This window comes from Rhodococcus sp. 1163, from assembly GCF_002091985.1.
Lineage (GTDB): Bacteria > Actinomycetota > Actinomycetes > Mycobacteriales > Mycobacteriaceae > Rhodococcoides.
The window spans coordinates 182,987-195,722 of the sequence record NZ_MKKX01000035.1 but is presented as its reverse complement, the minus strand read 5'-3'; the positions used below and the strand labels follow the sequence as shown (position 1 = coordinate 195,722).

At 58.6% G+C, this 12,736-nt stretch carries 9 protein-coding genes; 1 reads left to right on the top strand and 8 read right to left on the bottom strand.

Annotated features, from left to right (window positions below; genetic code table 11):
- Nucleotides 1–218 precede the first annotated feature (218 nt).
- The 8 genes from BJD99_RS16665 to rpmH all read right to left on the bottom strand — a co-directional run bounded on the left by BJD99_RS16665 (nucleotide 219) and on the right by rpmH (nucleotide 10,108).
- Nucleotides 219–1,253 (bottom strand): ParB/RepB/Spo0J family partition protein, encoded by a 1,035-nt coding sequence (locus BJD99_RS16665; RefSeq protein WP_084348262.1) that lies wholly within the window; start codon nucleotides 1,251–1,253, stop codon nucleotides 219–221.
- A gap of 4 nt (nucleotides 1,254–1,257) precedes the next feature.
- Entirely contained in the window at nucleotides 1,258–2,259 is a 1,002-nt protein-coding gene (locus BJD99_RS16660) for a ParA family protein (protein ID WP_084348261.1), read from the bottom strand.
- Nucleotides 2,260–2,323: 64 nt separating this feature from the next.
- Complete coding sequence (gene rsmG / locus BJD99_RS16655) at nucleotides 2,324–3,001, bottom strand: 16S rRNA (guanine(527)-N(7))-methyltransferase RsmG (protein WP_084348343.1); 678 nt, start codon at nucleotides 2,999–3,001, stop codon at nucleotides 2,324–2,326.
- A 4,446-nt stretch (nucleotides 3,002–7,447) separates the two neighbouring features.
- Nucleotides 7,448–8,092 carry a R3H domain-containing nucleic acid-binding protein gene (locus tag BJD99_RS16645; RefSeq protein WP_084348259.1) on the bottom strand — a complete coding sequence of 215 codons (645 nt, stop codon included), beginning with the start codon at nucleotides 8,090–8,092 and terminating at the stop codon, nucleotides 7,448–7,450.
- A 29-nt stretch (nucleotides 8,093–8,121) separates the two neighbouring features.
- Complete coding sequence (gene yidC, locus BJD99_RS16640; protein ID WP_084348258.1) at nucleotides 8,122–9,228, bottom strand: membrane protein insertase YidC; 1,107 nt, start codon at nucleotides 9,226–9,228, stop codon at nucleotides 8,122–8,124.
- Between the two features lie 4 nt (nucleotides 9,229–9,232).
- Nucleotides 9,233–9,556 carry a membrane protein insertion efficiency factor YidD gene (yidD, locus tag BJD99_RS16635; protein ID WP_084348257.1) on the bottom strand — a complete coding sequence of 108 codons (324 nt, stop codon included), beginning with the start codon at nucleotides 9,554–9,556 and terminating at the stop codon, nucleotides 9,233–9,235.
- Complete coding sequence (rnpA, locus tag BJD99_RS16630; RefSeq protein ID WP_084348256.1) at nucleotides 9,553–9,933, bottom strand: ribonuclease P protein component; 381 nt, start codon at nucleotides 9,931–9,933, stop codon at nucleotides 9,553–9,555. Before rnpA ends, yidD begins: the two co-directional genes overlap by 4 nt.
- A 31-nt stretch (nucleotides 9,934–9,964) precedes the next feature.
- Nucleotides 9,965–10,108, bottom strand: coding sequence for a 50S ribosomal protein L34 (rpmH, locus tag BJD99_RS16625; protein WP_026347786.1), 144 nt, complete (start codon nucleotides 10,106–10,108; stop codon nucleotides 9,965–9,967).
- Nucleotides 10,109–10,767: 659 nt separating this feature from the next.
- Here rpmH and dnaA point away from each other — a divergent pair.
- On the top strand, nucleotides 10,768–12,300 hold the full coding sequence (gene dnaA, locus BJD99_RS16620) for a chromosomal replication initiator protein DnaA (protein ID WP_084348341.1): 1,533 nt from the start codon (nucleotides 10,768–10,770) through the stop codon (nucleotides 12,298–12,300).
- Nucleotides 12,301–12,736 lie beyond the last annotated feature (436 nt).

Below are 12,736 nucleotides of genomic sequence, written 5' to 3'. Positions count from 1 at the left end.
TACCTCAACCTCCATGCACCGAATTTTGTCGTTCGACCGCGATGACGCACCGGTATGTGCATCAACAGTGAGCGATGGTCACAACCTTGAGCCTCCCGAAAGCGCGATAGGTGAATAATGCTGTATAGCAACATCATTCGTGTCCTTTCGGTTTTCGATAGGGAACTTACGTCACAGTGACATAACTGCCGCGGGTGTTTGTACCTGAGATTTCGACGCTACTTTTTCTTCTGACTTTCCATCATCTCGACAATCCTTTCGAGGTCGTCGACCGAGCCGAATTCGACGACAATCTTGCCTTTTCGCTTACCCAAGCTCACTGTCACGCGGGTATCGAAGGAATCCGAGAGCCTATTAGCGACGTCCTGAAGGCCCGGCATTTGAATCGGCTTACGACGAGGAGCGGGATTCGGACTGATGTTGTCGTTACGATTCGCCAACGTAACTGCTTCTTCTGTTGCACGAACCGACAGGCCCTCCGCGATGATTCGCGCAGCCAAAGACTCCTGCGCATCCGAACCCGCATCCAACGACAGGAGAGCGCGCGCGTGTCCGGCGGACAAGACACCGGCTGCAACTCGTCGCTGAACGGGAATCGGCAGCTTCAACAGTCGAATCATGTTGGTCACAACGGGGCGCGAGCGACCGATTTTCGTCGCTAATTCTTCATGTGTTACGTCGAATTCCTCGAGCAACTGCTGATAAGCGGCGGCCTCCTCGAGGGGATTCAGCTGAACCCGGTGGATGTTCTCGAGCAACGCATCACGCAACATCGCGTCATCGTTGGTTTCACGAACGATGGCAGGAATCGACTCGAGGCCCGCTTCCTGGCTCGCACGCCAGCGGCGTTCGCCCATCACCAGTTCGTATCGACCATCGGCAACCGGTCGCACGACGATCGGCTGCATCAACCCGAACTCGCGGATCGAGTGGACGAGTTCGGTCAAAGCTTCCTCGTCGAACACCGACCGCGGCTGCTTGGCGTTGGGTTGAATCAGCTTCGGATCGATCTCCCTGTACACCGCGCCGGTGGGGGAGAGGTCCTCTTCACTACTCCGAACGGGTGGCGTCGGAGTCGGTGCGGATGCCTCCCGCGCTGCCTTTTCCGCCGCGTTCCGACTGATCTTTCCGTCCGCCGCAGTACCGATCACTACATCCGCGGCGGCACTCCCGAGTCGAGGACCTGCCTCGGGTCCTGTGGGGATGAGGGCAGCTAGTCCGCGTCCCAGTCCACCCTTGCGTGCTTGAACCATAACCCTATTGCTCCTGAGTTCCATCGGTCGTCGCAAAGGACGACCGTGCTGCGAGTTCACGACCAGCATCCAAATAGCTCATCGCGCCACGGGAGCCTGGGTCGTAATCCAAGACCGTCATTCCGTAGCCGGGTGCCTCCGAGACCTTGACGCTGCGCGGAATCACCGCACGCAGCACTGCGTCGCCGAAGTGCTTTCGCACTTCCTCCGCAACCTGGTCTGCGAGCTTTGTTCTGCCGTCGTACATCGTGAGGATGACCGTCGAAACATGCAGTTGGGGATTCAGATGGGCCTGCACCAGTTCGATGTTTCGCAGGAGCTGGCCGACGCCCTCGAGGGCGTAATACTCGCACTGAATCGGGATCAGAACCTCGGTGGCGGCAACCATGGCATTGACCGTGAGCAGTCCGAGCGACGGAGGGCAATCGATCAACACGAAGTCTGCGTCGATGTCCGCGAGATCCCTCAGCGCAGTCTTCAGGCGTCCTTCGCGGGCGACCATGGACACCAGTTCGATCTCCGCGCCGGCAAGGTCGATCGTGGCCGGAATGCAGAACAGACGCTCACTGTGTGGGCTCTGCTGGATCGCCTCTCGGGCGGTCACTTCGCCTATGAGCACCTCGTAGCTCGAGGGCACACCCGAGTGATGCTCGACGCCCAAAGCGGTGCTGGCGTTGCCTTGAGGATCCAGATCGACCACCAGGACGGTGAGGCCCTGGAGAGCCAAAGCAGCCGCGAGATTCACGGCAGTCGTGGTTTTTCCGACCCCACCCTTCTGATTTGCGATCGTCAACATTCGGCGATGCGCAAGCTTCGGCAAGGTCACGCTTTTCGGATGTAGAACCTGGCTTGCCCGCTGCGCGGCAGCACCGATCGGGGTGTCATTGGCGGAGATGCCGCTGAATGCGTCGAACCCAGATCCACCCTTCGGCTTGGAAGCGGGTTGTGCATCGTTATTCGCGGTACTTGTTTCACGTGAAACAGCGGGATCAAATCCACCCGACATAGGTGCTCCTTATTGCGGAACTGGTTTGTTGCTTACGAACGAGCAGGAATGAAGTGAGCGCACATCATGTGCGGAGGGAACGCCGAGGTGCTCTTTCGGCTCGAATTACGATTGTCGGTGTCGGCAATATGTCGACGCCACACTTCACAACCTCTAGCTTGCCAGCACCCATGCGAGTAAGGGAAGCCCGATCGCGTTCTATCTCGTCTTCGACGCTCGTTCCCTTCAACGCAAGCATCCGACCACGCTCGTGAATGAGCGGCAGCGACCACTTAGCGAGCTTTTCCAGAGGGGCAACAGCTCTCGAGGTGACGACATCAGCTCCTCCGGCTTCCTTCTTGACCCCGGGCTGCTCTGCACGCCCTCGCACCACCAGGACGTTCAGCTCGTGCTTGTCGATGAACTCGGCCAAGTACACAGTTCGACGAAGGAGTGGCTCGATGAGAGTGATGTGTAGATCCGGGCGAGCAATCGCCAGAGGTATTCCCGGCAATCCAGCTCCGCTCCCGACATCCACGACGCGTTCTCCCTCGTCGATCAACTCACCGACGACCGCGCAATTGAGCAAGTGGCGCTCCCACAACCGAGGAACCTCGCGTGGACCTATCAGTCCACGCTCGACTCCCGCAGTTGCAAGGGATTCGTAGTATTGCTGAGCCAAATTCAGGCGCGGACCAAACACGCGTTCTGCGGTTGCCATCAACTGATCGTCATCCAACGCTTCTGGTTCCACGTGAAACATTGTCTCGCTTCCGAGCACTGTTCGCCAAACCATCTGCACATTCCGTAGCCGTGTCGTGCCACGGCTCCTGTTCTTTCTGCGCAGTAGCCCAACGGTTGCAGTTTCACGTGAAACATCTGATGCCCCCAGCTTGCTAGTGCACCCGGCATCGAAGGGCCGACGACAGGTACGCAACGGTCGCTCCTCGCACTGGTGCTCGGCAAACTGAGCACGGAGCCACCGCGCGACGCGTACCGAGGAGGCGGTCGAGTAAAGCGACGAATGGGCGACCATCCCGCTTCACGCCCAACCTTGTTCGACCCTGTCGATCCTTGTGGTGGGGCCTATCCAACCGTCCTAGGCCAATCGAGGTCGTCACCGTGCCGGGCGGAAATAGCATCCGGTCCTTCCCTTCGGCTTCAGGAAAGTTTCACGTGAAACTGATGTGGAGTTCCTTCATCTCAGTTCAGTCTCGTCCCACACATCTGAAGTCAAGTTAGACTTCCGATCGAAAGACCGGATAGGGCAGCACACTCAGTTCGAAGTTCGACCCAAGTTATCGGGCGCAGACGAAACTCCACACCAAAGGCCCACAAATATCTGTCACGATCAAACAGGCCTCTCGAGGAAGGGCGCGCCTGCGTACCCGGTGACTTCCTCCGCGGCGCCCTCTAGAGAGTCCGCAAACTCAGGCAATCCACATGACCCCTGTCCACACTGACGCGGAGGAACCAATATGGACTGGGGTCTGCACAGCTTTGGAGCGGGTCCTGGGGTCGGCGCGGGGTTAGGGGCGGCGCGGGGTTAGGGGCGGCACAGCTCGAGGGGGCGGCACAGCTCGAGGGGGCGGCACAGCTCAGGTTGAGAGCCACTCGGCGAATTTACTCTCCGTGTTGGGATTCGAACCTCCTGGCAATGAACGTGCAGGGGGTTCGAATCCCAACTGGGGGAGTATTTGCGTAGAGATGGGTTCACGCGAGACCTTTATCCACCATCTATCCCGCAGGGGTACCCACGCCGAAGCAGCTGATCCGACCTAACCTGGTACCGATTCGGCATAGCGACTTCGTGCGATCGCAGTGAACCGAACAGTCACTCCTCGACACCGAACCCGTGCTGCTGCATTCCACGGACGACGCGGTATGCAACCACGTGTCGGCCGGCTCTTGCGCCCGGATATGGACATTCCTCTCGACACAGCTTCTCTGGACTATCGGACGACGACATCCACAAGCAATTTGCGAACTACTCACGAGACGGGTCGAGAAGTCCTTCTGGCGAAGGAGGAAGCTCGTCAACACTCGCGGAGTAGCCCTGGACCAATATTCGCGCAACCTGTCGGCGGCTACCTAGGCAAGGCCCGTCGATCGTCCGGTGCTCGAAACCGGTCGCAACTCCGGAGTTGCGACGGTCGATCCTCGCGGTCGCCGCGGCCACAACACCTTCGAGCCGAGCCGGCCCCTCCAGCCGAGCCGGCCCCTCGAGCCGAGCCGGCCCCTCGAGCCGAGCCGGCCCCTCGAGCCGAACCGCCCCTCGAGCCGAACCGCCCCTCGAGCCGAGCCGCCCCTTTAAAGCGGCGGCTCCCAACCCAAGCCGCGCTACGGCCGCGACACCATATATCCGGGCGCACCCCCTCGAGCCGAACTTTCACCCTCGAGCGGCCCCCAACCCAAGTTGCCTTTCAAGCTGCCTTTCAAGGTTCGAGTAACACAGACAGGACCGATGATTCCGCGTTGAACCCCGCGCCCACGAACGCCCAGACGACGATCCATTCACCGCCGACCCCCTCGAGCGCCAACTCACCATCTGATCGACACGCACACTTTCTCGAACACTCAGCTCGTCCCGACGGACCCAAAGCCGCACTGACTTCGCCCAACGAGAACGTCTCAGGTGCCGCGTGAGTCAGCACATTGGTCGAACCAACTCCACGCCTCGTCGCTCGAGGGCCGACCGGAAATGCCACCAATATGAAGTCCTCCCGCCAGTCATGACACGCCCGACGAATGACGACATTGTGGCGCGCTCCGTCGGTAGCCGAACGCGCCCGAACATCCAATCCACGCTCAACGGATGACGACCTCGCAGTGTTCTCCTTCGACAGGTGAGGTACCCCGTACAGTGCGCTCGACCTCGCACCTACGCGTACCGAACGGAAGCCGTCACAAATTCCATCTGCGACACGGGCTCCCCGTTCACTCTCGGCACGAAGCAATTGCACTGGCAGGCAACATCGCTGTTCGCCTCGAAAGTGGGTCCACTGATCGATTCAACGTTTCTCTACTTCACGCCAAGGCTGGTCGGTTCAACAATCGGATCGAGGCGAAAGCCGAGCGATCATGTGCCGGTGCGGTCCACCCAACGATCGAACCGATCGGCAACCTCTCGAAGGGCTGAAACGAATCCTGCCGACGGTGCCGTCCTGGTTGTTTCGGAATGCCGACTCACCCCACGGTCGAATTATGTAGATGGAACCCGGACTTTCCGAGCTGGTCTGTGAATCACGGTGTGCGAAACACCCGCCTGAGTGGTGTTTCACGTGAAACACCTCCGGCCAACTTCTTGGCGAGTTCGCCTGGGGGAGGAACCACGGCCAGAGGCGGACGGCCAGAGGCGGACGGCCAGAGGCGGACGGCCAGAGGCGGACGGCCAGAGGCGGACGGCTAGACAACTCATCGACAACAGGACTTGTCGATGCACCAATCATTCGAACGTCCAATCACAGCGCAGTGGCTGACGTGAAGCCGGAGCTAGAACTTACGCAAAGACGGCAGAGAGGTTTCACGTGAAACATGCGCAGACGAAGTAAGCGCGACTACTCGAGCTTGCGGATCCCAAACGGACAGATCGTGGTCGATGCTATCGACCGGTCCGCCTCGCGAACCCACAATCTGAATCGGGGACAGTCGGCCCGGTCTGGACGCGATTGTCTACGCCAAGTAACGGACGGACGCCTCATCGAAGAACGTGCATCCGCAACCGAATAGACCGAGTGCTGCGAGGGGACAGGCGAACAGACACGACGACACTCGATCGCAGAGCGCCTACGACACAACGAGCAAATCCCACACGCACGTGAGTGCATCGGTTCGACCGTAGTGGATCAGCCCCACTACTATCGGCGTCGCGACTGCCACAAACATTCAGCTCACTGATGCCGGTCCATCATGCTCGTCGCGAGGGCTGTTACCGCAACGATGCGCTAGTTCTGAGCATTGCTCCGATGGACTCGCCAACCCCTGAACACGACTCGCTCGAGCGCTAACGGACAGTCCAACCGAAAGCCGGGTCGACACGAAACGCTCTAACCCACCACGTGCCTCCAGCCCCCAGCGAGAGCACTGACACCTTTTTGGCTCCGTCGGGTGAATACCGGTGATGGCGCTTCTGTGAGTCGCAGCCCGACCATTCGAACTGACCTTTTCGCTGCGGTGTGCCGTCGGTCGTCGTGGCGCTGTTTGTGCGAGGAGCGGGCTGGGCCGACAAGCCGGCTGGACGGACTAAGGTGGACGATCGTTGGGTTCGTTTGCAGGGTGAGTGGATTGCTTCCGCAAGCCTCAGCGACCATGTGTGGAGTTGGTTGCGACCGATGTGCTGACTAATATGGCAGGGCCTCTTTGACGTTGTAGTCGGGTGGAGTGGTTCGAAATCCAAACCGACCCTTCCGCCTCGCAGGCGACACGGAGAGTGAACATGTCCCGCCCCGCAGGCGACCACTTCTTGTTACACCCGGCAGCAAGTTGACTCCATGATTCCCGACTTCAATTCGCGCTCGAGCACTCACTTTTGCATCGATTACTTGTGCGCAATTAGCAGCCCGACGGATACAGCAGAATCAGCGCTGTACGCGGGCATATCGTGTGCGTGAGAGCGTCAACTACTTCGTCGCCCGGTCGGTAGAACCCCGATTGGTAGGGTGCCCGGATCCTGATGCCCATGTTCTGTCGAGATCGCGGCCCCAGTTATTCATGCGGAACCCAACAGAAGAGCGGAGATCGTCTAGGCAGTAACGGAGCGAGACTTGTCGATTGACTGCGCTTCGACGGGCGCAGCAGCCCCATCTGTCCCTCACCGATACGTGTCAATCCCGGACGCAAAGTGGAAACGTCCCAGTTCGACTATCCGGCGTTCTCCACGCCGACTGAAAACGCGTGTCGCAACTACGTAGCGCGCCTCGAGGATCGAGAGAAGGTAAGCGGTTCCGCCGGTGAATCCGGGACCGGAAGGACCGTTCCAATGCCAAGCTCGCCCCCATAGACGTAGCCGTCAATCACGGTTTCACGTGAAACATCAAACGGAGCCTCCCTCGAACGCGTCCGTCACAGTGACGTTTCGAGTGCACACCCTGTTTCACGTGAAACCGAGCCCTCCGAACTAATAACAGCGCTGTAGTTCACCTGACTCAGCCCCATTCACAGAACAAGAAAGGCCCCCGGCCGAAGCCGGGGGCCTTTCAAGTTCATCAGTTCAGGACTTGACGACGACTACTCGTCGTGACGGTTCGACACCGGTACTTTCACTTTCGACACCGTCGACCTTGGCAACCGCGTCGTGCACGATCTTGCGCTCGAATGGAGTCATGGGGTCCAGCTCTTCACGCTCGCCACTTTCGAGAACTCGCTTCGAGGCCTCGATACCCAAAGCGCTCAATACGTTCCGGCGGTTCGCGCGCCAGCCTGCTACGTCGAGCATCAGCTTGCTTCGCTCGCCCGTCGATTGCTGCACGGCGAGTCGAGTCAATTCTTGCAGGGCATCGAGAATCTCGCCCTTACGTCCCACGAGCTTCGTCAGGTCATCTCCACCGTCGATGCTGACGATCGCGCGATCACCTTCCACATCGAGGTCGATATCTCCATCGAAATCGAGAACATCGAGAAGCTGCTCGAGGTAATCGCCGGCAATCTCGCCCTCTTCGACCAGATAGTCTTCGGAATCCTCATCGTCCGAGTCCGAATCCGAGTCTTCACCAGACACGGAGCCGACGGTATTCACCTTGGCTGCTTCGGCCTCGCTCGGATCCGTTTCGGCATCGACTGCCACGATTTCACTCGGTCCGTCCCCAGCGTTCACTGCTTCGTCGGGGTTGGTCACTTCGTCGGTATCTGCAGACATGTGCTTTGTGTCCTTGTCTTCGATGCGTCTCAGCGTCGCTTGCGCTTGGCTTTACTACGGTTCGCCTGAGATTTCGGCTGGGTGGGCTTCTGTGGCTGTGAGCCGTCGGGGGCAGTCGAACTAGCAGAAGATACGTCATCTGATGTGGTGACCGCATCGGAAGCATCAAGAGTGGCGGGCGGGAGCTTCGAGAGCTTGGGGCGTGCACCGGGCTTCGGCTTGGCCGGCGGCTTCACACCGGGCTTGGGCGCATTCTCGGTCCGCTTCTCGATGGCCTGCTGCTTCTTCTCTGCTTCTTCTTTGTCGATTTTCGCGAACACGATGTGCTGCTGGGCGTAGGTCCAGCCGTTATTGGAGACCCAGTACAGCAGGATGGCGATAGGGAGGAAGGGTCCACCGACGAGAACACCCAAGGGGAACACGTACAAAGCAAGCTTGTTCATGATCGCGGACTGCGGATTTGCTGCAGCCGCTGCGCTCTGTCGAGCAACCGAGGCGCGGGAGTTGAAGTGTGTTGCGATGCTGGCAATGATCATCAGCGGCACGGCAACAGCGACGATAGTCCAGATAGACGGGATTCCGAGGCCGAGTTCTGGGTTCGCGAAGGCGTCCAGCTGTGCCTTCGGCATCGTGATCCAGGCCGAAATGGGTGCACCGAAGAGGCGGGCGTCCAGGAACGAGTTCACGTCGGCGACATCGAACGCATAGTTCGGAATCGTTCGGTTGACGGCTGGATCAAGGCCCAGCTGACCGACCCCAGTACCCGTACGGTTGAACGAGCGCAGAACGTGGAACAGACCGATGAATACCGGTGCCTGCGCAAGGACCGGCAAACAACCCATGATGGGGTTGAATCCATGTTCCTTTTGGAGCTTCTGCATCTCCACTGCCAAACGCTGCTTGTCTTTGCCGTACTTCTTTTGCAAAGCCTTGATCTGTGGCTGCAGTTCCTGCATCTGACGCGTGGTACGAACCTGTTTGACGAACGGCTTGTACAGAATCAATCGCAATGTGAACACGAGAAACACTACGGACAAGGCCCATGCGAAGCCGTTGTCCGCTCCGAGAACGGCACCGAACACCTTGTGCCATACCCAGAGAATCCAGGAGACCGGATAATAGATGAAATCCAGCACGGCTCTATGTACTCCTCTGTTCGTCCACTCTCGCGAGATCGTGGCCTTCTTCGGTCGAAGTCTGCTTGCGTACCCGCCATGACCCGTGATCGGGCACCGGGTCCCAGCCTCCAGAGTGCCAGGGAGCGCACTTCAGTAGCCGCGCGATAGCTAACAAGGTTCCTTTGATGGCACCGTGCGTCTTCAACGCTTCGACTGCGTACTCACTGCACGTGGGGGAGAAACGGCAGGTGGGGAGTCTGAGCGGAGACACATAGGTGCGGTAGAGCTCGATACAGAAGATCAGAATCCGCGCGGGGAACGACCTGACGAGGCGTAGAAATTTCATGAGCGCGTATCTCTAACCGCTCCGAGATATCCCAGCTTCTTGAGCCCGGAACGAACCTGTCGTTGCAGATCTTTCGACGACAAGGTCGCAGAACCAGGCAGTGCTCGAATAACGACGTCGCAACTCTCGGGTACTTCCAGGAGTATCTCCGAACAGATATGCCGAAGCCGGCGCGCAACTCGATGACGAGTTACCGCCGGCCCGACAGCTTTGCTCACGATCAATCCGAATCTAGGTTCGCCGACACTGAAAACAGAACTTGCATCGCCACGCGTGTAGGCGTGGACGACCAAGTCTTGTCTACCCATTCGGCGGCCTCGACGCACCGCGCGTGTGAAATCAGCGCTTCGGTGCAGTCTGTGCGGCTCAGGTAACACCCCGAGCTCCGTAAACTCAGACGAACATGGATTAGGCGGTTAGTTCCTTGCGGCCCTTGCCGCGACGTGCCGACACGATTGCACGACCTGCACGCGTACGCATACGAAGACGGAAGCCGTGAACACGCGCGCGGCGTCGGTTGTTCGGCTGGAACGTCCGCTTGCCCTTGGCCACGGTGAACACTCCTCGAAAATCAAAGACACTTACTCTGAAGCGTCCGAAACGGTTGGTAGCGAGTTCGGTCGAACTCGTTTACACCCCAACAGCGAGAAATCCGAGTGAACACAGACTGTAAGCAGCCAGCAAGCATCGGCCACCTCGCCTTGGGTGACTGTTCGACAGTACTGATCGACTTAGCGGTGGTCAAACCCGTCCGATCCTACGACTCTGCATCACATCTGTGTAATTCGTCCCCAGACCTGGGGAGCAAGGGGTGTTGATAACCACTCTCAGAGCCGTTCTCTGTCGGGTCTTCGTAGGAAACCCGTAGCTCGAGGATTTCGCATTTACCAAAAGTCCTGGTCAAGACTCTGCGAATGACAAATTCAGGAAAATCTCGCCGATCGGGGTGACACCGATGTCGTTCATCCACACCTGTGGATAATTGTGTGGAAACACGAACCAATGGCATATTCGTACACGGCAGGTCCGTACCCGATACGTTGCACTTCCGGCTGTGGTTCCCCGATGAACTCGCGATCGACGACGACGATATCGGACTTCGATGCGGTGCGAGCGTGAAACAACAGCATCTTTCGAAGGCACTGTCCGCGGCACGTGCTGTCGACGACATGCACGTTCGCTTCAATGGCACGTCCGAATGGGGAGGCACCGTGAACGAGGATCCGGATGCGCTGGCGCGTATCTGGCCAGAGGTAGTCACGGAATTGACGTCCGACCGCCACAGTGGTCAACCTCTGACCAAAGGGCAAAAGGCATGGCTCGCTCTCGTAGAGCCCCTTACCCTGACTCAAGGCTTCGCACTGCTGGCGGTTCCTTCGTCTTTCGCGCAGGAAGCGATAGAGCGAGACCTGCGTGAACCTATACTCAACGCGCTCGGCCGTCACCTCGGCCAGGGCGTCGAAGGCCTCGGGGTGCGAATTTCAGCACCCGAAGAAGAGAAACACGAGCCCGAACAGACGCGGTATACGGAGGCAACGAGCACCCCAACCTACCGGAGACGTTTCCTCACCAGCACCGATGACGATCCCTCCGACTCGGAAACTGCCGACTACGAGGAAGTGGACGACGAGCGGGAAGCACTGGCAAGTGTGCAGAACTCGTGGCCTACCTACTTCACCAAGCCGCCGGCAACCACGTCGTCGACGTCCGGGGCACAAAGCCTCAACTCGAAGTACACCTTCGACACCTTCGTGATCGGCGCATCGAATCGATTTGCCCACGCGGCGGCAGTCGCCATTGCTGAAGCACCTGCTCGCGCTTACAACCCTTTGTTCATATGGGGCGCGTCCGGGCTAGGGAAGACGCACTTGCTCCACGCTGCCGGCCACTATGCGCAGCGCCTCTTCCCAGGCATGCGCGTGAAGTACGTCTCGACCGAAGAGTTCACCAACGACTTCATCAACAGTCTTCGTGACGACCGCAAGGTTGCGTTCAAACGCCGATACCGGGAGACGGACGTACTCCTGGTCGACGACATTCAGTTCATCGAAGGTAAAGAAGGCATCCAGGAAGAGTTTTTCCACACCTTCAACACTTTGCACAACGCGAACAAGCAGATCGTCGTTTCCTCCGATCGCCCCCCTAAACAGCTGGCAACCCTCGAGGAGCGTCTACGCACTCGATTCGAGTGGGGCCTGATCACCGACGTTCAACCCCCGGAGCTCGAGACTCGTATCGCCATCCTCAGCAAGAAGGCTCGGATGGATCGCCTCGATGTTCCGCACGATGTCCTCGAGCTGATCGCCAGTCGGATCGAGCGCAATATTCGTGAACTGGAAGGCGCGTTGATCCGTGTTACGGCATTTGCGTCGCTGAACGGTCAGGCGCTGGATCTCACTCTGGCAGAGGTGGTCCTTCGAGACTTGATGCCCGACTCGTCGAGCCTCGAGATCAATGCCGCGACGATCATGGCCGTCACGGCGGAATACTTCGACACCTCGATCGACGATCTCTGTGGACCCGGTAAAGCGCGTGCGCTGGCGATGGCCAGGCAGATTGCCATGTATCTCTGCCGTGAACTCACCGACTTGTCACTGCCCAAGATCGGGCAGACATTCGGCAGAGACCACACAACGGTCATGTACGCGGATAAAAAGATCCGTAAAGAGATGACCGAGCGACGCAAGGTGTACGACCAGGTCCAAGAGCTGACCGCTCGAGTGAAGCAGCGTTCCAAGCGCTGACGAACAGCCCCGTCTCATCGCTGAGCGGGTTTCACATCCACTTTCCCCGCGGCTACCCGCGCTGGCACGGTTGAGTGCATTCCACATCACTCAACCGTGCCCCTCGAGCGACGTCCGCCACTCTTCGCAAGAAATTTTTCGCCTCTGGATGCCAAAAAAACGTGCTTTCAGGACTCCATTCGAATGATTCACACCTGTGGATAACCATGTGGATAACCGGCTGGATCTGGGGATGGATTGTGGGAGCCTGTGAACCGATGTGATTCATCCACAGGCTGTTGGCACACCACCGGTGATCGGTCCCGAATTCATCCCCACGACACCACGCTTGGCGACCAGGGAGTACATACCTCGGTGCACAGATTCCACAGGACCTATTAATACTAAGAATTTCTCTTGAAAAGACCTTCTTCTAAAACAGGTGCTGGGGAACGAT